Raw genomic sequence first — 20,344 nt, forward strand, 5'->3', positions numbered from 1 at the left:
GAAATGGCGAAACTCCGAAGATCCAAACGAGACTCTCCGGAACGATGCGGACATTCCGCACTCTCAGGCATCGTTATTCAGACCTTCCCTAGCGTGGCGGGCGCCGCCATGCGATGGTAATACCATCGGTTCTCGGGATGATCGATGCGCATTCTGATCAAACTATTGAAGCGTCTTGTGCTGGCATGTGGGGTCGTCGCAGCAGCGGGCGTGCATCTGTGAATGGTATTAGGACTACAGCAACGCCTTGATGCCATCGTCAGCATGCACGAACAGTTGCAGCGCAGTGGACTCGGGCAGGTCACGTCCTTGCGCGGGATACCGCAAGTCTGCGGGAAAACCGATTACTTTTTCGGAGACATGTACTACTTCTACGCTGTCGATGTGGCAAGCATTCCAGACACGTTCTGGGAAAGTCACGCGGCGCGCGGGATTTGGTTCCGAGGCCTTGACAAGTATGACGAATTTTATCTATTTAAATTTGAAATGCCGTTCGATGACTTGCAGGGATGTCCGAAACCCCCTGAAATGAATTCCTCACGCTTTGTCTTCGCCCGGGTGTCGAACCCAGCGGATTATGCTGGTCCGAACTTGCCATCTTCTTTGAATGCAATTAACGTCATGGCCTACGACACCGAGACGTCAAGGCTTTACTGGGTGTACCAGCGTTTCTCCGGTTTTCCGTAGCGCCGCCCCAGGTGTGGGGTCCATTCCCCGGCTGGAGAGGATTGGCCGCGACGATGGATTTTTCGAAGAAAAATCATCGGTTCCCCACGTGAAGCCCTAGCAGACGCCGCGACCAGGAGCCTCCGCCATCGACTTGCTGACAAACCAACACTGTGCTCGATGGAGATTGTCTCGGTTGTCGGCTGAAATCTCACGGAAGCGTTGCTCAGATCTTTCCTGGAGCGTGTTACGACTGTTGAGAGAGCGTTGCTGCATTCTGTGCCCGCTCCTGGCCGGTATAGCCCTGATCTACAAAAGCAATCTTGATCGCTTCGCCAGCGTATCGATCGCCATGCGTGCATCAAGTCGGAGCCACCGACGCTTCACGTAAGAGTCCGCAATCGCGGCGGGCGCCATGATCGACCTTGAGGACACGCGCCATGTGCAGCGCACGCAGGCCGATGCTATCGCCGAAGCCATGATGCTGCCGGAGACGCGTGCGCGGCTGCAGCGCGAACACATGCATGCCGCGCAGGCACGCGGCGCTGCCCAACGCCGCGTGGCGGCGGGAATCTCGCTGCCATGCATGGCGATCGCTGCGCTGGTGGCTCACTTCAACGGCCAGGGTGTTGCCCATGGCATCGTGGTGGGAGCTCTGATCGGCGGGGGGCTCGGCTTGGCGCTGTGCTGGTTTCGCGAACGGCGTACCGGCTGAGCGCCACGCCGGGTCGGGCAGTCGGTGTGCAGATGCGGGTTCGCCCTGGCTGGTTTGACGCCCTAGGGAATCAACAACGGCCGCAGCGCAGGCAGCTGCTGCGCCAGTTCGTCGGCCACGATCGCGGCAAATAGATCCGCGCCGTCCGGGCCGAGATGGGTGTAGTCGAACGCGAGCTTGGCCTGGCCCATCGGCTCGACGCTGGCGTTGTCCTGCGCGGTGGCGGACACCTTGGCCATTGCGGTGCTCTTCGATGCTGACGCTGAGGCAGGCGCCGCAGATGGCGCAATCGCTTGCGCCGGCGTCTTGCCGATCGTGGTGCCCGATTGCGCGGCGACGATCTGCGCCGGTTCGGCGGGGCGCTGCGCCAGCCGCATCGCCAGCACCGGCCCCATGCCCTGCACCAGGGCGCGGCTGCGCGCATGCAGATCCACCAGCGGCACCTGCAGCTCGCGCGCGACCGCACGCGTGGCCTGCGCCCAGGGGCCCAGGTCGTCCACCAACTGGCCGGCCTCGAACTGCCGCCGCGTCAATGGCGTCACCAGCACCGGCACCGCGCCGGCGGCCCGCGCTTCGGCCACGTAGCGGCGCAGGTTGGCCGGAAACTCGCTGGCCAGGTCGGTAGAGCGCCCCGGCTTGCCGGGTTGATCGTTGTGACCGAACTGGATCAACACAACCACCTGCCGATAGCCGCCACTGCGCAGCTCCTTCAGCGCGATGTCCCACGCGCCTTCGGCGCGATAGTTGGAGGTGCTGCGTCCCCCGCGTGCCAGGTTGAGGCAGCTCAGAAACGAGGTCACATGCTGCGCGCAGAAGCTCGGCCCCCAGCCGCCTTGCACGGCCGTGGTGGAGTCGCCCACCAGCACGATCTTGCTGGCCGCAAACGCAGGTGTGGTGGCCGGCGCGTTGCTGCTTAAGGTGTTGGTGGCGGATGCCGTGGAGGCGAGCGTTGTGTCGACCACGGCGGCAGCGGTGGCATCAGCGAACGGAAGGCAGCTAACTGCCAGCGCAGTCAGCAGCAATGATGGGGCAAAGCAATACCTACGCATGGATCACCTCAAGATCGAATAAGAGCAGCTAACAAACCGACTGTGCTCACCGCCAAGCGGGTGCAGCTGGTGCTCAGTGCGGCATTTACCACTCGGACACTCCGGTTCCTCCGCGCCGTCCACACCCACCTGACACCTGCTCGCGACGTTTTTTAGCCGCTGTAAAGACTGCAGCGCGATCGCAGCAAGCGTGCGGGCGGTGCCCGAGTCGGTCTGTAGCGCTCGGATCCCGGTGTACCGAGCGCGCCATACGAATCCGAATGGCGACTGCCTGGCACGCCCTGTTTGTTGCTCAATAGAACAAGCGCTCAAAACGTGCCACGTTGGATAAACGGTGCTTGCTGATACAGCCGACGTTCGCCACCGCGCGGGTCGTTTTCCATCCGGCTCGGCACATCGAACAGCAACGTCTCGCGGCGCTGCAACGAGTACTGCCGCCAGCGCGGGGCACCGCGATGCGTGGGGTCGCCATGCCGCGCGAATGCGATCAACGCAGCGCTCATCTGGTCGGCCATGCGCTGCGCATCGGCGCTGCTGCCGGTGCGCGAACCGGGCTGGCCGATGGTGTCGAACACCAGCGGAATATCCAGCGTGTGGAAGGCGCCGAACTTGCCGCCATCCAGCGGCGAGCCCCAGTCCAGTTGATACACCCAGGTCGGTGCGCCCTGGCGTGCGCGCGCTTCGGCTTCTTCCACTGCGCCGCGCCACGAGCGGCCGGCGGTGGTGGCGGCAAAGAACACCTCCGATGGCGAATAGTGCGGATACAGCCGGCGGTATTCGGCAATCACCACCTGCGGCAACAGGTCCACGTATTGCTGCGCTTCCAGCTTGGCCGGCAGCGTGTCCCAGGTGAGTGCGAAGTTGGCCGCATCGTTGCCGAGAAACGCGCGCGTCTCATCGCGGGTATTGCCGATCACCATCGGAATCGTCGCCGACTGCAGCGGTGCGCTCGGCCAGAACGGATGCACCGGCAGGTTGCGCGCATCCAGCACCGGGCCGAAATACAACGCGCTGTTTTCCACCCGCGACGGGTCGCGCACCTGCGCGGCGGCCAGCAGCTGCGCCACCGGCACGCTGCGCAGGCGCGCGAGATCGGCCGGCGCAATCTTCAGCGCCTCCAGCAGCAATTGCGCGCGCTGGGTGGCCGCGCGCGGCCCGGCCGCGGTGACCTGCTGCCCGCTCATGGTCCAGGCGCGATGGAACAGGCCGCGCGCGGCGGGCATGGCCATCAGCGTGGCGATCTTGGCGCCGCCGCCGGATTGCCCGAACACGGTGACATTGCCGGCATCGCCGCCGAATTCGGCCGCGTGCTGGCGCACCCAGTGCAGCGCCTGGATCAGATCCAGCTGGCCAGCATTACCGGAGTCGGCAAAGCCGGCATCGCCTAGCTGCGCCAGCGACAGATAGCCGAACAGGTTGAGCCGGTGATTGACGGTGACCACCACCACATCGCCGCGCCGGCACAGGCGCACGCCGTCGTAGAGCGGGTCGCTGCCGGAGCCGGTGGTGTAGCCGCCGCCATGGATATAGAACAGGATCGGCCGCCTGCCGCCATCGCGCAGGCCGGGCGTCCAGACATTGAGGAACAGGCAGTCCTCGCTGGTGGGTTCGCTGGCCTTGGGCTGCGGGGCGGCGGCGCCGACGCCGGTGGCATCGCGCACGCCGCTCCACGCGGTCTCCGCCACGGGCGCCTGGAAGCGCCGCGCGGCGGTGTCGCCGCCGTACGGAATGCCCTTGAACACGCAGATGCCCTGCTCGCGATACCCGCGCAACGCACCGCAACGCACCTGTGCCAGCGGTGCGCTGTCCTCGCGCGGCGGTGGCGCCACGGCCGCGGCGACAGCGGGTAACGCGACGGCGGCACTGGCGAGCAATCCACTGCGCAGCAGCGTGCGTCGGCGCGCGTCGGGCGTGGATGGCGCCGTCATCGCGCCGCGTCCTGCGCGGCAGCCGATGGCTTGCTGACGTGCGCAATCCACGCCTGCGCCAGCTGCGGCCACACCGCCACGGTCAACCCGCTGGCGGCGGCGATGCCGAAACCATGCCCGCCCTGCGGAAAGACATGCAGTTCGCTGGGCACGCCGGCGCGCAGCAATGCGTCGTGCATCAGCAGGCTATTACGCACCGATACCACGGTGTCGTCCTGGGCGTGCAGCAAGAATGTCGGCGGGGTGCGTGCGTCCACGTGCAATTGCGGCGAATACGCACTGACCTGCGCAGCACTGGGCGTCTTGCCGAGCAGGCGCTCGCGCGAGCCCATGTGCGCATTGGCGCTGTCCATGTCGATCACCGGGTAGATCAGCAATGCGAAGTCCGGCCGCGCGCTCAGCGCATCGGCGGCGTCCTGCGCCGGGTACACCTGCGCGGCGTAGCGCGTGTCCAGGCTGGCGGCGACGTGGCCGCCGGCCGAAAACCCCATCACCCCGACCCGCTGCGCATCGATGCCATAGCGGCCCGCATTGGCGCGGATCAGCCGCAGCGCGCGTTGCGCATCGGCCAGCGGCACGTCGGCGCCATTGGGGTGGCCTTCGCCGGGCAGCCGGTAGCGCAGCACGAACAAGGTGATGCCGGCCTGGTCGACGAAGCCTGGCACCAGCGCGCTGCCTTCGTTGTCCAGCACGATGCGCTGATAGCCGCCGCCGGGGGTGACCAGCAGCGCGGTGCCGTTGGGCCGCTTGGGGCGGTAGACCACCAGATAGGGCTGGCCGATGTTCTGGATATAGCGGTCGGGCAGGGCGGCATCGCTGCTGCGGTCCACGATGCGCTGCGGCTGCGGCAACGGCGTGTCTCCCGGTGCCATTGGCTGCGGCCAGAGGGCGATCCGGCTGGCCTGCTCGGCGGCGGTATCGGTGCTGGGGCGCTCTGCCGACCGGGCCGGCGCACCAGCCAGTGCCAGGGCGGCGACGGTGACTGCCAGGCAGCGGCGCAATGCCTGCAATGCCCGGTTTCCAACATGTTTTTGGCGTGTCTGCTGCATCTACCCCTCCCAGGGCCACTTCGGTATCGCGGTCACAATGTCGCACTGCACATTGCCAATGACACCGGTTTACCATATACAGCACACCGTGCCGCTGTCGATTGGCAGTGCAACAAAACACCTATCAGGGAGACACCCTTGAGCAACGACGCCGCCACCCCGCAAACGTCCACATCCACGCTGTCCGACATCGCCCAGCGCTTTGTGGAGGCACGCCGTGCAGGGGCCTCGCTTCCCGACTTTCCCGGGCAAATCCCCGACGATCTGGTCACCGCCTACCAGGTGCAGGATATTGCCATCAGTCAGTGGCACGACCACGTGGTCGGCTGGAAGGTGGGCTATATCGCCGCCGAGCGCCGCGACGCCTCCGGCGACGAGCGTCTGCTCGGCCCGATCTTCTCTCAGAAGCTCTGGAATGCTACCGGTGGAACAACCGAGTTTCCGATCTATGAAGGCGGCTTCGGTGCGGTCGAAGCCGAGTACGTGTTGCGCCTGGACGCCGACGCGCCGGCCGACCAGAGTCACTTCACCCCGGAGCAGGCCGCGGCCCTGCCGGCGACGCTGTTCATCGGCGTGGAGATTGCCAGCAGCCCGCTGGCGACCATCAACAAGCTGGGCCCGCGCGTGGTGATTTCCGATTTCGGCAACAACAACGGGCTGATTCTGGGCCCGGAAGTGAGCGACTGGCTGGGCCGCGACGAAGCTGCGCTGAGCGCCGAAACCCTGATCGACGACCAGGTAGTGGGCACCGGCGGCGCCACCACGCTGCCCGGCGGGTTGCGCGCGGCCTACGCATTTGCGCTCAGCCGTTCTGCCCAGCGCGGGCGTCCGCTCAAGCGCGGTGATCTCATTGCCACGGGCAATGCCACCGGTATCCATGACATCGAAGTGGGACAGCGTGCCCTGATTCGCTTCGCCGGCATCGGCGACATTTCCTGTACGGCTGTGTCCGCCAAATAACGGTGGACCCCGTGACCAGACGCTTGGGAGGGCGCCAATGATCACACGCAGACATTTCCTCGGTGCCGGGTTTGGCGCCGCCGCAGCCGCTCCTTGGCTGGGCGCTGGCGCCACCACACCGATTCCCGGCGGGCAGTTGCTCACCGCTACCGACGTCCACGTCGGCGATTACCCCACCGTGGAGGCGGTGCGGTGGTTCGGCAAACAGCTCGAAGCGCGCACCAATGGCCGGCTCAAACTGCGCCAGTACCACTCCGGCCAGCTGGGCCGCGAGTCGGAGGCGATCGACATGGCGCGCTTCGGCGCCATCGACATCACCCGCGTGTATTCGGGTGCGTTGAACAACGCCTTTCCGCTCACCCAGGCGCTGTGCCTGCCGTATGTGTTCGACTCGGTGCCGCATCTGCGCCGCGTCATCGACGGCCATGTCGGCGACAGCATCCTGCGCAGCTTCGAGCAGCGCGATCTGGTGGGGCTGGCGATCTACGATTCGGGCGCGCGCTGCTTCTACAACACCAAGCACCCGCTGCATCGCCCGGAAGATCTCAAAGGCCTGAAACTGCGTGTGGCCTCGTCGGACATCTTTCTCAAGCTGATGCGCATGCTGGGCGCCAACCCCACGCCAATGTCGTTGGGCGAGACGTTTTCGGCGATGGAAACGCACATGATCGACGGTGCGGAAAACAATATGCGCAGCTTCCAGTCCAGCCGTCATTTCGAAGCGGCGCACTACTGGTCGCAGAGCGAGCATTCCTACGCGCCGGACATTCTGGTGATGTCGCGCAAGAGCTTCGAATCGCTCAGCCCGGCCGATCGCGGCCTGGTGGTGGAACTGGCGCGCGCGTCGGTGCCGGTGATGCGCAACCTCTGGGATGCGTCGGAGGTGGTCGCACGCAAGCAGGTGATCGATTACGGCGTGAAGCTCAACCAGGTTGACATGCCGGCGTTCCGCGCCGCCGCCGCCCCACTGCTGGCCGAATACCGCAAGCAGCCGGAGATCGAAGCGCTGTACCGCCGCATCCGCGATTTCGCATAGAGGTATCCCGATGACCGTACCCGAGACCGTCGCCGTCCCGGCCGCGCCGTTGCAGCGCGCGCTGGACCGCGTTTCCGATATTGCCATTGGCGTGGCGTCGCTGGCGCTGCTTGGCCTGGTGGTTGTGCAGGGCTGGCAGGTATTCACCCGCTATGTGCTCAACAATTCCCCGAGCTGGACCGAGCCGGTGACGCTGTTGCTGCTGAGCACCGCGCTGAGTCTGGCGGCCGCCGCCGGTGTGCACACCAATCGCCACTTCGGCTTCTATCTGCTGGGCGACCATGTGCCACCGCTGGTGCGCAAACTGTTCGATCTGATTCGCCCGTTGATGATCATGGCCATCGGCGCCGTGCTGGCGTGGTGGAGTGCGGCGCTGCTGATCGATGGCCTGGACATCAAGATGGCCGGCGCGCAGATGCCGCAGAGCATCAACTACCTGCCGTTGTCGGTTGGCGGTGCGCTGATGGTGGTGTTTGCCTTGTACAAGTTGTGGCGTGTGCTGCGCCCGATCCACACCGGAGGAGTGCGCTGATGGGCATCGCCATGTTGTTGGGAACCTTTGTGGTGCTGCTGCTGATCGGCGTGCCGGTGGCCTACGCCTTGGGCGCGGCCGCACTGGCCACGTTGTTGTACCTGGACCTGCCCACCGTGGTGCTGGTGCAGCAGATTTCCGCCGGTAGCGGCTCGGCATCGTTGATTGCGATTCCGCTGTTCATCTTTGCCGGCGAGCTGATGTTGCGCGGTGGCATTTCCGAGCGCTTGATCGCGCTGGCGTCGTCGTTGGTCGGGCGCGTGCGCGGTGGCCTGGGGCAGGTCAGCGTGCTGTCGTCGCTGTTCTTCGGTGGCGTGTCCGGCTCGGCGATCGCCGACGTGTCGGCGGTCGGCGGCACCATGATTCCGCAGATGATCAAACGCGGGTACGACCGCGATTACGCGGTGAACGTGAGCATGACCGCCGCACTGGTGGCGTTGCTGGTGCCGCCCTCGCACAACCTGATCCTGTTTTCGGCAGCGGCCGGTGGCGGCCTGTCGATTGCCGATCTGTTCGCGGCCGGCATCGTGCCCGCGCTGCTGATGACCGCCGCGATGATGGTCACCGGATATGCGGTGGCGCGCCATCGCGGCTACGGCACCGAGCCGTTCCCGGGCTGGCGTGCGGTGGCCTTGCGCCTGTTCGGCGCATTGCCGGGCCTGGGCCTGGTAGCGTTGATCTTCATCGGGATCCGCGCCGGCATTTTCACCGCGGTGGAAAGCGCCGCCATCGCTGTGGTCTATGCGTTGATCGTCACCGCGCTGCTGTATCGCCAGTTGCGCTGGGCCGAGTTCTTCGCCGCCGTCACCCATGCCGCGCGTACCACCGGCGTGATCCTGTTCGTGATCGCCACCGCGGCGGTGTTCGGCTGGTTGCTGGCCTATTTGCAGGTGCCGGCAGCGGCAGTGAAGTTCCTGCAGGCCATCGCCGACAGCAAGAACACCGTGCTGCTGATGATCGTGGTGATGCTGCTGTTGCTGGGCATGTTCATGGACCTGGCACCGAAGATCCTGATCTGCACGCCGATCTTTCTGCCGGTGGTCAAGGCCTACGGCATCGACCCGATCCACTTCGGTCTGGTGATGGTGCTGGCCGGCGGCATCGGCCTGATCACGCCGCCGATCGGCTCAGTGCTGTTCATCGGCACCTCCATCGGGCAAATCACCGTTGCCCAGAGCATGCGCACCATCTGGCCGTTCTGGCTGGCGGCACTGTGCGTGCTGTTGATCGTGGCGTTTTTCCCGGAGCTGTCGTTGTGGCTGCCACGCGCGCTGCGCGCGTGAGGGCATGACGCACTGAGCGATCCGGTGCCTGGTGGACGGGTGTGATGGATGCGGCAGGCGATGCCGCGTCGATCGCCTCACCTGCCGGGCGCGTGCGACGCCTTGCCGAGCGTGCAGGACGTTGCTGCTGGCGGGAGGTTTCCGCCTCATTCGGTTAACCGGTGGCATTGCCTGCCGGTGACCGCATCGCCCCACTTCCGGGGCCTAGGAGACAGCATGCGTGTCCGTATCACTTCGCCCCGTCTGCGCTGGTTGGTCGCCGCCGGATTGCTGCTGTGCGCCGGCCTGAGCGGCGCGGCCGACTGGAAGCGCGGCATTGAACATCAGCGCATTGCCGACCAAGGCAATGGCACCTTCCTCAACCCGGTGCTGGCCGGCGATCACCCCGACCCGTCGGTGCTCAAGGACGGCGACGATTACTACCTCACGCTGTCCTCGTTCGACGCGTATCCGGGCCTGCCGATCTGGCATTCGCGCGATCTGGTCAACTGGCAGCCGCTGGGCCACGCCATCACTCAAAACGTCGGTGCGATCTGGGCGCCGGACCTGATCAAGCATGGCAAGCGCTATTACATCTATTTCCCGGCACGGCGCGGCGACCAGGGCGAGCGCAGCAACTTCGTGGTGTGGGCCGATGACATCACCGGCCCGTGGAGCACGCCGGTCGACATCGGCCTGGGCAAGTACATCGACCCCGGTCATGCGGTGGGCGAAGACGGCAAGCGTTATCTGTTCCTGAGCGGCGGCGATTACGTGCAGCTGTCCGACGACGGCCTGACCGTGGTCGGCACGCCCAAGCACGTCTACGACGGCTGGAAGTACCCGGAAAGCTGGGACGTGGAAGGCTACGCGCAGGAAGGCCCCAAGATCACCCGCCACAACGGCTGGTACTACATGACCACCGCCGTGGGCGGCACCGCCGGCCCGCCGACCGGGCACATGGTGATCACCGCGCGCTCGCGCTCGATCCACGGTCCGTGGCAGAACGCGCCCAACAACCCGATCACCCGCACCAAGAGCGCCGACGAGCCGTGGTGGTCGCGCGGCCACGCCACCCTGGTGGAAGGCACCGACAAGCGTTGGTGGATGCTCTACCACGGTTACGAACACGGCTTCTGGACGCTGGGTCGGCAGGCCTTGCTGGACCCGATCGAATGGACCCCGGACGGCTGGTTCGTCGCCAAGGGCGGCGATCTGGGCACCCCGCTGAAAAAACCCAGCGGCCAGGCGCTGGCCCACGGCCTGGCGTTGTCGGACGACTTCCGCGCCAGCACGCTCGGCCCGCAGTGGGCGTTCTTCAACCCGGCGGCCGACGAAGCCAAGCGCCTGCAGGTGGGCGATGGCGTGTTGCGCCTGCAGGGCAAGGGCACCGCCCCGCGCAACGCCTCGCCGCTGACGGTGATCGCCACCGACCAGGCCTACCAGTTCGAGGTGCAGATGACCGTGGCACCGGGCGGGCAGGGCGGGGCGCTGCTGTTCTACAGCGACAAGCTCTACGCCGGCGTGGGCAGCAATGGCGAACACTTCGTCATGCACCGCTACGGCGAAGAACGCCCCGGCACGCTGGCCCCCAGTGCTACCGGTGGCACCTTGTGGCTGCGGGTCACCAACAACCGCCACATCGTCACCATCCACAGCAGTACCGACGGCAAGACGTGGACCAAGTACCCGGTGCAGATGGAAGTGTCCGGTTACCACCACAACGTGGCCGGCAAGTTCCTGGCATTGAAGCCGGCGCTGTATGCCGCCGGCCCGGGCCAGGTGGAGTTCCGCAACTTCCGCTACCGCGCCCTGGACTGACCGTTCTGCATCGCCGGGCATGCCGCCGCGATGGCCGCTGCGGCGTGCCTTGCGCGGCGGGTCCGGGGTGGCGGCAGGCTTCGCTCAGGTCTGCCGGCCGTCTGGCCGGTAGAATCCAATCAACTTCACTGGTTGACCGCTATGCCCGCCCGCAAGATGCCTGAAGAGGGAATGCCCGGCCTGCCGAAGGGCAAGGTAGCCACGATCAACGACATCGCGCGGATGTCGGGCGTGTCCAAGAAGACCGTGTCGCGGATCATCAACAACTCGCCGCTGGTGCGCCAGGACACCCGCGAGAAGGTCGAGACGTTGATGCGCGAGGTTGGCTACTCGCCCGACCCGCTCGCGCGCGGGCTGGCGTTCCGGCGCTCGTTCCTGATCGGCATGGTCTACGACAACCCCACCGCGCAATACATCGTGGACATGCAATACGGCGCGCTGGACGCGCTGCGCGGCTCCAGTTTCGAGCTGGTGGTGCACCCCTGCGACAGCCGTAGCCCCGGCTACATCGAAGGCGTGCGGCGTTTCGCCCAGGCGCAGAAGCTGCACGGGGTGATCCTGGTGCCGCGCGCGTCCGAAGATCAGGCGCTGGCCGATATGCTGGCCGAGATCGGCTGCCGCTACACCCGTATCGCCTCGGTCGCGCTGGATACCACCTCGCAAACGGTGATCACCCACGACCGCGACGGCGCCGCCGAGGCGGCCGACTACCTGCTCTCACTCGGCCACCGCGACATCGCCCTGGTCACAGGCCCCAGCGCCTACCGCTCCTCGATCGAACGCACCTCGGGATTTGCCGACGCGCTGACCCGGCGCGGCATCGAACTGCCGTCCGAGCGTATCGTCGAAGCCGGCTACACCTTCGAATCCGGCGTGGCTGCCGCCGAAAAGCTGCTGCTGGGCAAGAAGCGCCCCACCGCCATCTTCACCGGTAACGATGAAATGGCCGCCGGTATCTACAAGGTCGCCCTGCGCGCCGGCATCAACATCCCGCGCCAGCTGTCGGTGATCGGCTACGACGACAGCTCGCTGGCCTCGCGCCTGTGGCCGCCGCTGACCTCGGTGCGTCGCCACACCCGCGACACCGGTCGCACCGCCGCGGCCATGCTGATCCAGCCCGACAACGCCCCGCAACTACCCACCGCCAGCGTGCGCCCGCACCTGATCGTGCGCGACTCCTGCCAACCGCCGGAAGATTGAGCACCGCGCGCCGCGACCCCAAGCGGCGCGGGCCTTCCGCTCCACCTTGCAGGACGTTGTGCCGGTCAAGGTGAGAACAGCTGCCTCGATCGGCCAACGGCTGGCCCCCATCCGCCCTTCGGGCACCTTCCCCCGCAGGCGGGGGAAGGGAGTGCGCCGATCGCTGCGGTGAAGCCCCTCTCCCGACGCCCCTCTCCTGCTTGCGGGGGCGAGAAGGCATGGCTTGCGCGCCACGGGCGCGCGTGCCTTGGAGCGCCCGCGCCGCACGCGCGGGCCGGGGCGCGGAGCCGGGGTTGGGGTGAGGGCATGGCGGCAGATAGGCACCTGAGAACAACGTAGGCATGCGCAAAAAAACGCGGTAGGACACCACTTACCACTCAGGCCGCGTCTCCAAACACTGCGCGCCGCCTCGCACCCTCATCCGGCGCTGCGCGCCACCTTCTCCCGGTGGGAGAAGGGAGCAGGCAGTCCCTCAGACCCACCCACCCCCACTATCGTGCACTGCGCAATGACACCGGTTAACCAGAGCCGGTAGACTACCCACGGAGCAAGCCCTCTTCCCCCCCGCTTGCCACGGAGATCGCGCATGTCCCTGTACTGCAAGACCCACTACGCCACCCACCCGGATGCCATCAAGGGCGCCAGCAACGACGACCTGCGCGCGCTGTATCTGCTCGACGGCCTGTTCGTCGATGGTGCGGTGACGCTCAAATACACCCATTACGAGCGCTTCGTGCTCGGGGGCGCCGCACCGCTGGGCACCGCGCTGGAACTGCCCAAGCAGACCGAGCCGGCCTCCGCCGCCGGCCACCCGTTCCTGGAGCGCCGCGAGCTGGGCGTCATCAACGTCGGCGCCGGCACCGGCACCGTGACCGTGGATGGCACCGCCTACACGCTCGGTCCCAAGGACGGCCTGTACGTGGCGATGGGCAGCACCGATGTCAGCTTCGCCTCGGACGATGCCGCCAACCCGGCCAAGTTCTATCTGGCCTCGACACCGGCGCATGCGCGCTTCGAGACCAAGCAGCTGTCGATCAAGGATGCGGTGGCGCTGGACCGTGGCGCACTGGAAACCAGTAACGAGCGCACCATCTACCAGTACATCGTGCCGGCCACCTGCCAGTCCTCGCAGCTGCTGCTGGGCTTGACCGTGCTCAAGCCGGGCAGCGTCTGGAACACCATGCCGCCGCATCTGCACGACCGTCGCAGCGAGGTGTATTTCTATTTCGACCTCGGCGCCAACGACCGCGTCTATCACTTCATGGGCGAGCCCGAAGCACAGCGTCACATCGTGATCCAGAACAACGAAGCGGTGGTGTCGCCGCCGTGGTCCATCCACATGGGCGCCGGCACCAGCAACTACGCCTTCATCTGGGCGATGGGCGGCGAAAACCTGGATTACACCGACATGCACGTGCTGGATATCTGCCAGCTCAAGTAAGCCCGGTTTCGATCCATTGTTCGCTCCAGTGACGCTGTCTTTCCAGGCGAGCGCCGGCAACGTCAGCGCGCCCCGACGCGGCGTTGGCGAAGCACCAGTTCAAACAGCACAAACGCACTCTGCCGCGCACTGCGCGGCTCACTCATCACAACGTGGCACATCCAGCAGGAGCGATAAGGTAATGAGCAATCCGTTCAGTCTCGAAGGCAAGGTCGCATTGGTCACCGGTGCCAACACCGGCTTGGGCCAGGGCATCGCGCTGGCATTGGCCGAAGCGGGCGCGGACATCGCCGCCGCCGGCATCCAGGCGCCCACCGAGACCGAAGAAAAGGTCAAAGCGCTGGGCCGCCGTTTTATCGCCATCGAAGCCAACCTGATCAGCATCGAGCCGGTGCAGCGCATCGTCGATGCCACCATCGCCGGTCTGGGCGGATTGGACATTCTGGTCAACAACGCCGGCCTGATCCGTCGCACCGACGCGGTCGATTTCAGCGAGCAGGATTGGGACGACGTGCTCAACGTCAATCTGAAGTCGGCGTTCTTCATGGCGCAGGCCGCCGGCCGTCATTTCATCGCCCAGGGCCGCGGCAAGATCATCAATATCGCCTCGATGCTGTCGTTCCAGGGCGGCATCCGCGTGCCCTCGTACACCGCCAGCAAGTCGGGCATCGCCGGCATCACCCGCCTGCTGGCCAACGAATGGGCCAGCAAGGGCGTGACCACCAACGCCATCGCGCCGGGCTACATGGCCACCGACAACACCGCGCAGCTGCGTGCCGATGAAGACCGCAACAAGTCGATCCTGGATCGCATCCCGGCCGCGCGTTGGGGCGTGCCGGCCGATCTCGGCGGCACCGCGGTGTTCCTGGCCAGTAGCGCCTCGGACTACGTCAACGGCGCCATCATCCCGGTCGATGGCGGCTGGCTGGCGCGCTGATCCAGATCGCATGGCGATGGCGCGCACTGTCAGACGCGCGCAGCCGCCCCTGGCGTCCCGCGATACCACGTCCTTCTCCCGCGAGCGGGAGAAGGTGCCCGCAGGGCTGATGAGGGCAGTAACTCGTCCGGGACGGTCATCAAGGGGTGCGCAGAGTCTTGGTCACGTCTTGTTCGTTTCGCGCCGAAAGCCCCGGATGGGGACCGCAATCGAACGCACCACGCGGCAGTCCCTAGCCTCCATCCTTTTCCGAACCACTCTTCCCCAACCAATCGGAGCATTCCCATGAAAATTGCACTCATGAATGAGTTTAGTCAGGCCGCCAAGAACCCGGTGATCCTGCAGCAGCTCAACGACGTCGCCGGCGAACAAGGCCACAGCGTGTTCAATGTCGGCATGGACGGCGACAACGATCACCGCCTGACCTACATCCACCTGGGCATCGTCGCCAGCCTGCTGCTGAACTCGAAGGCGGTCGACTTCGTCGTCGCCGGCTGCGGCACCGGCCAGGGCGCGATGATGTCGCTCAACGCCCACCCGGGCGTGTTCTGCGGCTACTGCATCGAGCCGACCGACGCCTACCTGTTCGCCCAGGTCAACAACGGCAACGCGCTGTCGCTGGCATTCGCCAAGGGCTACGGTTGGGGCGCGGAAATCAACGTGCGCTACATCTTCGAAAAGGCCTTCAGCGGCGAGCGTGGCCTGGGCTATCCGGCCGAGCGTCGCGAATCGCAGGCGGCCAACGCCGGCATCCTGACCCAGGTCAAGCAGGCCACCGCCAAGTCCTACCTCGACGGCCTGCGCGCCATCGACCCAGAACTGATCAAGCAGGCCATCGGCGGCGAGCGCTTCCAGCAGTGCTTCTTCGACAATGCGCAGGATGCGGAGATTCGCAACTTCGTCGCCGGCCTGCTGGGCAAGAGCGAAGCCGCTGCTGCCTGAGTGCAGCCGCATGCGCATGCCTGTGTTGCTGCACCGGGAGCAGGCATGCGCCGCAAGGTGAGTGCGTGAGACGTCGCTGACGCGTCAGGCATCGCACGGCGTCACCCACTGCTGAGAGAAGCAGTGGGTTACAGTCGCTGCACACCCTGCCGTGACTGACTCCGATGCAGGCGCCCCAAAAGCGTCAGTGCATCCGCTGCGAATAAAGAGCGTGCGTGGACGCGAGCAGAAACACATGTGCATTCGTCCAGAAGCACTCGTGCATTTAACCGAAAGCGCGCGTGCATCTAGCCCCTCTCCCACCGAGGCGAGAAGGCACGGCTTACGCGCCATAGGCGCGCGTGCCTTGGAGCGCCCGCGCCGCAAGCGCGGGCCGGGGCGCGGGGGTTGGGGTGAGGGTACGGCGGAAGGCAGCCAACCGGCAGTCAAGCGCAGGCATCGGACCCGCTCAATAATCAGCAAGTGCCGATGTTGACGATGACCCACCGAAGCATCACGCCACCCGTTCTGGATCCAGCCAACGCGCGAAGTACGGATGCCAGTCGCATCGAAATCACGCATCAAGCGTGCAGCCATGCGTCGGTACCGCACTGCAGATAGCAGCAAAACCAGATCCAAAAGCAACAACAACAAACACCGCACTCACCAGGAGCTCCACATGCGTCGACTGCTCATCGCCATGCTGCTGCTCTGCACCGGCATCCCCCACGCCCATGCTGCGCCCCATCGCATCTTTATCGCCGGCGATTCCACTGCGGCCGAGTACGGCGCCGATCGTGCACCGCAAGCCGGCTGGGGCCAGATGTTGCAAGCGTGGTTCGACCCCGCGCAGTGGCAAGTGCACAACCACGCTAAAGGCGGCCGCAGCACCCGCAGTTTCATCGCCGAAGGGCGCCTGGACGCCATTGCCAAGGAGTTGCAACGGGGCGACATCCTGCTGATCCAGTTCGGGCACAACGATGCCAAACGCGAAGACCCCACACGCTATACCGACCCGCAAGGCGACTACGTGCGGTTCCTGCGCCAATACATCGCCACCGCGCGCGAGAAGGGCGCCACGCCGATCCTGATCACCCCGGCCGCGCGCCTGCTCTACGATTTCGGCGCATTGCTCGATACGCACGGCCGCTACACCCTGGCCATGCAGCAACTGGCGGCCGACCAACACGTCGGCCTGATCGATCTCAACGCCAGTTCCAGCGACTGGATTCGCGCACTTGGCGAACAAGCCGCCAAGCCGTATTTCCTGTTCGTGCCCGAGCAGAACAAGGCAGATGGCACCCATTTCAGCCGTGCCGGCGCCACCGCAGTGGCCTGCCTGGTCGTGCACGGCTGGGTGCAGCTACAGCCTGAGTTAAAACCCCAGCTGCGTCGCGACGCCGATTGCGGCGCAGCGCCCGATACCGCTACGCAACGCGCCACACAGGCGCATCCGTCGCTGGTTGTGCACGAGCGCGATCTCGCTCGCGAACAACCCGGTCCGCACGGCGGCGCCGGCCCCACTACGGCGTACCCGTTCTTCGCAGACACGCCGGAGCTCAAGTTCGTGCTGCGCAAACGCGTGTTGCACAAAGGTGCCGGCATCGGCCTGCATCTGCACGACAAGGACGAGATCTATTACATCGTCAGCGGCCGCGGCCTGTATGCGCTGGATGGCAAGCAGTACGACGTCGCAGCGGGCGATGCACTGCTGACGCGCCCGGGCAGCACCCATGCATTGCAGCAGACGGGCGATGCACCATTGGTGCTGTTGTTGGCCTACCTGCCAGCGCCGGCAGGGTGAACCGTCGGCGCGATGCAGCGCAGGTATGGGCGCCGCCGACGCGCCACCCAAGCGATGCCCCGCCGACCTTTCGCTGCAACCCCGGTGTCACTCTGCCCAGGCCCGCAGACAGAGCCGTGCATTGCGCCGCATGACCTTCGGCATGCTGGCAGGCGGTCTCGACCGGCGGCATGATCGGCGATCCCAAACCGCTCGGCGCGCATGAAAACTCCCTGGTTGCTTCTGTGTGTGCTCATCGCGCTGGCACCTGGCGCACTGGCCAGCCCGGCATCGGCCGTCCCTGCTCCGATTGCGCTGGACCTGGAGCTTGCACCGCATGCAACCAAGGGCGAGGTGGACACGTTAGAGGTGCGTCTGCGCCTTGCCGCGCTGACCGTGGCCCGCGGCGGCATCGTGGCGCAGCTGCCGATGCAAGAGGGAAACGTGGATAGCGCTGCCGAGCACATCGTCTCGATCGAAGCCACCGATGCGCAAGGGACGGTGCAGCTCGCCGGGCGCGCGGCCACCGCGCAGGAACGCGGCGATCAAGGCCCGTTGCGCGTCTGGACTGCGCCACGCGCGCTCGGCGGCCCGCTCAGCCTGCACTACAGTGTCCCGGCCAATGCGACTCGGCCGCCACGCGGCCCGGCGCCGCCCATTTCGTTCCGTAACGATGCGCATGCGTTTTCTGCAGTGTCGAGCATGTTTCTGGTGCTGCCGCCGCAGACACAGATGTACGCGCTGACGATTCGCTGGGATCTGTCGCGGCTACCCGATGGCGCCAAGGGGGTGAGCTCGTTCGGCGAAGGGACGGTGCAGGTCGCGCAGATCGACAACGACAGTTTGTCCGGGGTGTTCTTCATGGCCGGGGAGGTCGGACGCTGGCCGCGCGTGCCGCGTGCGGACGGGTTTTCGGTCGCCTGGCAGGGGCAACCGCCCTTCGATGCCAATGCGTTATCCGCGTGGGTGGGCAAGCTGCACGAGCAGTTCGAGCTGGCGTTTCCGCAGCCCGCGTCCAGGCCCTACACGATCTTCCTGCGCTACAACCCGGTCAACGCGGGCGGCGGCACCGCACTGAACCAGTCCTTCGTCACCACCTATGGCGCAGGGGGCGGCGCCGACGTGAACCTGATCAAGCTCACCTTGTCGCATGAAATGTTCCATACCTATCAGCCGCGCCTTTCCGGGCACGGGCCCGAGTCCACGACCTGGTTCAGCGAAGGCTCGGCGGTGTTCTACGAGGCGTTGCTGCCGTTGCGATTCGGGCTGCTCACCCCACAGCAGTTTCTGGATTCGCTCAACATGACCGCGGCGCGTTACTACACCAATGCGCTGGGAAATCTGCCCAACGCACGCATCGATGAGGGATTCTGGAAGGACACCCGCATCCGCACGCTCGCCTACGACCGCGGCATGTTGTATCTGGCCACGGTGAACGATGCGCTACGCAAGCGATCGCAGGGCCAGCGTTCGCTGGACGACCTGCTGCGTGCGCTGCTGGCGATCGGGCAGCAGCGCGAGGCGACGCAGGCCGATTGGGAGGCTTTGTTGAAGGCAGAGCTGGGCGCGGCGGCGGTGCAGGACTTTCATGCCTTCCTGGCCGGCACGCCGCCGCTGCCGGCGTCGGACGCGTTCGGGCCGTGCTTTCGCAGGACCAGCAAGCCGCTGCGGCGGTATGTGCTGGGATTCGAGCCGGCGGTGCTGGCCGAACCCAAGCGCGTCGTGCGCGGGCTGATGGCAGCGTCGGCGGCCGCGCAGGCAGGAGTGCGCGATGGCGATGAGATCGTGCGTCCGGTGCCGCAGGACGGTATCCAGGGCAATCAGACCGAGCGCCTGCAGTTGCGCCTGCGCCGCGACGGCAAGGAGTTCGATGTGGACTATCTGCCACGCGGCGAGCAGGTGGACGCCTGGCAATGGGAGCGCGTGCCTGGGGTGGACGATGCGCAATGCCGGCTGTGAGCCGGCGCTGATGCGCGCAGGCGTGCCTGTCTGCGGATAGGCACCCGGCCATCCGGTGCGCCGTTGCGCACGTGCAGCTATCGGTTCCGCTGCCGGATCACTGCGTTGCTGAGGTGGCCGCATGCGCGACGGGGATTGCATTCGCATCCCGCGGTCGCGGCGCGTTCGTCTGCAACCTTGCGTGGCCAGTGGCATCTGCGGCGGCAGCGCATGAATGAAAGCTCAGGCCTTATCCACCCCGTAATGCACCAGGCCCAGCCGCGCCAGGTCGCTGGAGCGGCGGTAATAGACTTCTTCCCAGCCTTGCACGCGTTGGCGGTCGGCCTCGTTCATGGCATCCAGGATGTCTTCGATGCTGAGCAGGTCGGGGTCTTCTTCCAGCCGTTCGAACACCGCGCCCAGGCCTTCGATGGCCTGCCGGGTTTGCGCTGCGCCCATGGCCGCCAGACCGCGCACCGCGTCGCTGCGGGTCGCGGCATCCCACTGGTCGAAGTAGCGGGCGTAGCCGCTCTCAAGCATGTCCGCATCCAGCCGGGCGAGCGCGACCAGCTCGCGTTCGCCCGGCGATAGCGCGTCCAGACGTCCGCGTAACGTTGCCAGTTTTGCCTGCGCGCGTGCGGTGCGACGGCGCCACAGCAGCTCGGGCATGTTGAGCAGCCCTTCCGCTGTGGGCGGTGCGATCGCGGGCCAGTTCACGCCATGGCCGTCCTCGGTGATCTGCCAGTGCGCGCGCTGCGGCGGGGTCGCCTTGAGCAACAAGCGATGCGCCTGGATCGGCTCGTCGATGCGGATGCCGTTGGCCAGGGTGAACAGCAGGCGGGTGTCGTCCAGCTCCAGGCGCCGGATGCGCAGATGCGTCAGTTCCATTGAGCGAAGGCGATGTGGGGAATCTCGACCATAGTCCGCGCTGGCAGTGGTGTCGAGTCGCTGCGCACTGCGTTGTCCCGCAGCGCGAACGGCACGTGCGTCGCATCGCCTTGCCAGCGCGACGCCGCCGTCTGGCCAAGGCACAACAGGGCAGCGCAATGCAGCGAAGTACCACGGCGCGTGGCTTTCAGCCTCGCATCTCACCGTGTCCGACACGC

Annotated in this window: 17 protein-coding genes and 1 other RNA gene; 14 read left to right on the top strand and 4 right to left on the bottom strand. The window is 66.0% G+C overall.

The genetic code is table 11. The annotated features are described in order from the left end of the window. Nucleotides 1-222: 222 nt before the first annotated feature. Entirely contained in the window at nt 223-687 is a 465-nt protein-coding gene (locus XdyCFBP7245_RS14160; protein WP_146091676.1) for a hypothetical protein, read from the top strand. A gap of 394 nt (nt 688-1,081) precedes the next feature. Next, on the top strand, nt 1,082-1,381 hold the full coding sequence (locus XdyCFBP7245_RS14165; RefSeq protein ID WP_104616225.1) for a hypothetical protein: 300 nt from the start codon (nt 1,082-1,084) through the stop codon (nt 1,379-1,381). 62 nt (nt 1,382-1,443) lie between these two features. Here XdyCFBP7245_RS14165 and XdyCFBP7245_RS14170 read toward each other — a convergent pair whose 3' ends face one another. Further along, on the bottom strand, nt 1,444-2,430 hold the full coding sequence (locus XdyCFBP7245_RS14170) for a rhamnogalacturonan acetylesterase (RefSeq protein WP_104616226.1): 987 nt from the start codon (nt 2,428-2,430) through the stop codon (nt 1,444-1,446). Between the two features lie 83 nt (nt 2,431-2,513). On the opposite strand from XdyCFBP7245_RS14170, the gene XdyCFBP7245_RS14175 reads away from it, so the two are divergent. After that, nucleotides 2,514-2,588: non-coding RNA, sX9 sRNA (locus XdyCFBP7245_RS14175), on the top strand. Between the two features lie 150 nt (nt 2,589-2,738). Here the strand turns inward: XdyCFBP7245_RS14175 and XdyCFBP7245_RS14180 are convergent. After that, nucleotides 2,739-4,358 carry a carboxylesterase/lipase family protein gene (locus XdyCFBP7245_RS14180; protein WP_104616283.1) on the bottom strand — a complete coding sequence of 540 codons (1,620 nt, stop codon included), beginning with the start codon at nt 4,356-4,358 and terminating at the stop codon, nt 2,739-2,741. Beyond that, nucleotides 4,355-5,407 (bottom strand): alpha/beta hydrolase, encoded by a 1,053-nt coding sequence (locus tag XdyCFBP7245_RS14185; protein ID WP_104616227.1) that lies wholly within the window; start codon nt 5,405-5,407, stop codon nt 4,355-4,357. The genes XdyCFBP7245_RS14180 and XdyCFBP7245_RS14185 overlap by 4 nt, the downstream gene beginning before the upstream one ends. 138 nt (nt 5,408-5,545) lie before the next feature. Between XdyCFBP7245_RS14185 and XdyCFBP7245_RS14190 the strand changes: the two genes are divergently transcribed. The 11 genes from XdyCFBP7245_RS14190 to XdyCFBP7245_RS14245 all read left to right on the top strand — a co-directional run bounded on the left by XdyCFBP7245_RS14190 (nt 5,546) and on the right by XdyCFBP7245_RS14245 (nt 19,259). Continuing rightward, on the top strand, nt 5,546-6,367 hold the full coding sequence (locus XdyCFBP7245_RS14190) for a 2-keto-4-pentenoate hydratase (protein WP_104616228.1): 822 nt from the start codon (nt 5,546-5,548) through the stop codon (nt 6,365-6,367). 37 nt (nt 6,368-6,404) lie between these two features. Further along, complete coding sequence (locus XdyCFBP7245_RS14195) at nt 6,405-7,403, top strand: TRAP transporter substrate-binding protein (RefSeq protein ID WP_104616229.1); 999 nt, start codon at nt 6,405-6,407, stop codon at nt 7,401-7,403. 10 nt (nt 7,404-7,413) lie between these two features. Then, nucleotides 7,414-7,935 (top strand): TRAP transporter small permease, encoded by a 522-nt coding sequence (locus XdyCFBP7245_RS14200; protein ID WP_055853860.1) that lies wholly within the window; start codon nt 7,414-7,416, stop codon nt 7,933-7,935. Continuing rightward, entirely contained in the window at nt 7,935-9,218 is a 1,284-nt protein-coding gene (locus XdyCFBP7245_RS14205) for a TRAP transporter large permease (RefSeq protein ID WP_064507995.1), read from the top strand. The genes XdyCFBP7245_RS14200 and XdyCFBP7245_RS14205 overlap by 1 nt, the downstream gene beginning before the upstream one ends. A 216-nt stretch (nt 9,219-9,434) precedes the next feature. Continuing rightward, nucleotides 9,435-11,018 (top strand): family 43 glycosylhydrolase, encoded by a 1,584-nt coding sequence (locus XdyCFBP7245_RS14210; protein WP_104616230.1) that lies wholly within the window; start codon nt 9,435-9,437, stop codon nt 11,016-11,018. A 141-nt stretch (nt 11,019-11,159) separates the two neighbouring features. Then, nucleotides 11,160-12,218: a LacI family DNA-binding transcriptional regulator gene (locus XdyCFBP7245_RS14215; protein WP_211287704.1), complete on the top strand. Its 1,059-nt coding sequence runs from the start codon at nt 11,160-11,162 to the stop codon at nt 12,216-12,218. A gap of 586 nt (nt 12,219-12,804) precedes the next feature. After that, nucleotides 12,805-13,659, top strand: a complete 855-nt coding sequence (kduI, locus tag XdyCFBP7245_RS14220) for a 5-dehydro-4-deoxy-D-glucuronate isomerase (protein WP_104616232.1) — start codon at nt 12,805-12,807, stop codon at nt 13,657-13,659. Between the two features lie 181 nt (nt 13,660-13,840). Continuing rightward, nucleotides 13,841-14,596 carry a 2-dehydro-3-deoxy-D-gluconate 5-dehydrogenase KduD gene (gene kduD, locus XdyCFBP7245_RS14225; RefSeq protein ID WP_055853846.1) on the top strand — a complete coding sequence of 252 codons (756 nt, stop codon included), beginning with the start codon at nt 13,841-13,843 and terminating at the stop codon, nt 14,594-14,596. Between the two features lie 285 nt (nt 14,597-14,881). Continuing rightward, on the top strand, nt 14,882-15,538 hold the full coding sequence (locus XdyCFBP7245_RS14230) for an RpiB/LacA/LacB family sugar-phosphate isomerase (protein ID WP_104616233.1): 657 nt from the start codon (nt 14,882-14,884) through the stop codon (nt 15,536-15,538). 658 nt (nt 15,539-16,196) lie between these two features. Beyond that, nucleotides 16,197-17,321 carry a GDSL-type esterase/lipase family protein gene (locus tag XdyCFBP7245_RS14240; protein WP_170068652.1) on the top strand — a complete coding sequence of 375 codons (1,125 nt, stop codon included), beginning with the start codon at nt 16,197-16,199 and terminating at the stop codon, nt 17,319-17,321. Between the two features lie 201 nt (nt 17,322-17,522). Then, nucleotides 17,523-19,259 carry a M61 family metallopeptidase gene (locus tag XdyCFBP7245_RS14245; RefSeq protein ID WP_104616236.1) on the top strand — a complete coding sequence of 579 codons (1,737 nt, stop codon included), beginning with the start codon at nt 17,523-17,525 and terminating at the stop codon, nt 19,257-19,259. Between the two features lie 222 nt (nt 19,260-19,481). Here XdyCFBP7245_RS14245 and XdyCFBP7245_RS14250 read toward each other — a convergent pair whose 3' ends face one another. Then, nucleotides 19,482-20,126, bottom strand: coding sequence for a DMP19 family protein (locus XdyCFBP7245_RS14250; RefSeq protein ID WP_104616237.1), 645 nt, complete (start codon nt 20,124-20,126; stop codon nt 19,482-19,484). Nucleotides 20,127-20,344 lie beyond the last annotated feature (218 nt).

The organism is Xanthomonas dyei, assembly GCF_002939865.1.
In the GTDB taxonomy this organism is placed as follows: domain Bacteria; phylum Pseudomonadota; class Gammaproteobacteria; order Xanthomonadales; family Xanthomonadaceae; genus Xanthomonas; species Xanthomonas dyei.

Bases quoted from the DNA above. Each gene is read 5' to 3' on its own strand.
- XdyCFBP7245_RS14160 (WP_146091676.1), top strand. From the start codon at position 223: ATGGTATTAGGACTACAGCAACGCCTTGATGCCATCGTCAGCATGCAC.
- XdyCFBP7245_RS14165 (WP_104616225.1), top strand. From the start codon at position 1,082: ATGATCGACCTTGAGGACACGCGCCATGTGCAGCGCACGCAGGCCGAT.
- XdyCFBP7245_RS14170 (WP_104616226.1), bottom strand. From the start codon at position 2,430: ATGCGTAGGTATTGCTTTGCCCCATCATTGCTGCTGACTGCGCTGGCA.
- XdyCFBP7245_RS14180 (WP_104616283.1), bottom strand. From the start codon at position 4,358: ATGACGGCGCCATCCACGCCCGACGCGCGCCGACGCACGCTGCTGCGC.
- XdyCFBP7245_RS14185 (WP_104616227.1), bottom strand. From the start codon at position 5,407: ATGCAGCAGACACGCCAAAAACATGTTGGAAACCGGGCATTGCAGGCA.
- XdyCFBP7245_RS14195 (WP_104616229.1), top strand. From the start codon at position 6,405: ATGATCACACGCAGACATTTCCTCGGTGCCGGGTTTGGCGCCGCCGCA.
- XdyCFBP7245_RS14200 (WP_055853860.1), top strand. From the start codon at position 7,414: ATGACCGTACCCGAGACCGTCGCCGTCCCGGCCGCGCCGTTGCAGCGC.
- XdyCFBP7245_RS14205 (WP_064507995.1), top strand. From the start codon at position 7,935: ATGGGCATCGCCATGTTGTTGGGAACCTTTGTGGTGCTGCTGCTGATC.
- XdyCFBP7245_RS14210 (WP_104616230.1), top strand. From the start codon at position 9,435: ATGCGTGTCCGTATCACTTCGCCCCGTCTGCGCTGGTTGGTCGCCGCC.
- XdyCFBP7245_RS14215 (WP_211287704.1), top strand. From the start codon at position 11,160: ATGCCCGCCCGCAAGATGCCTGAAGAGGGAATGCCCGGCCTGCCGAAG.
- kduI (WP_104616232.1), top strand. From the start codon at position 12,805: ATGTCCCTGTACTGCAAGACCCACTACGCCACCCACCCGGATGCCATC.
- kduD (WP_055853846.1), top strand. From the start codon at position 13,841: ATGAGCAATCCGTTCAGTCTCGAAGGCAAGGTCGCATTGGTCACCGGT.
- XdyCFBP7245_RS14230 (WP_104616233.1), top strand. From the start codon at position 14,882: ATGAAAATTGCACTCATGAATGAGTTTAGTCAGGCCGCCAAGAACCCG.
- XdyCFBP7245_RS14240 (WP_170068652.1), top strand. From the start codon at position 16,197: ATGCGTCGACTGCTCATCGCCATGCTGCTGCTCTGCACCGGCATCCCC.
- XdyCFBP7245_RS14245 (WP_104616236.1), top strand. From the start codon at position 17,523: ATGAAAACTCCCTGGTTGCTTCTGTGTGTGCTCATCGCGCTGGCACCT.
- XdyCFBP7245_RS14250 (WP_104616237.1), bottom strand. From the start codon at position 20,126: ATGGAACTGACGCATCTGCGCATCCGGCGCCTGGAGCTGGACGACACC.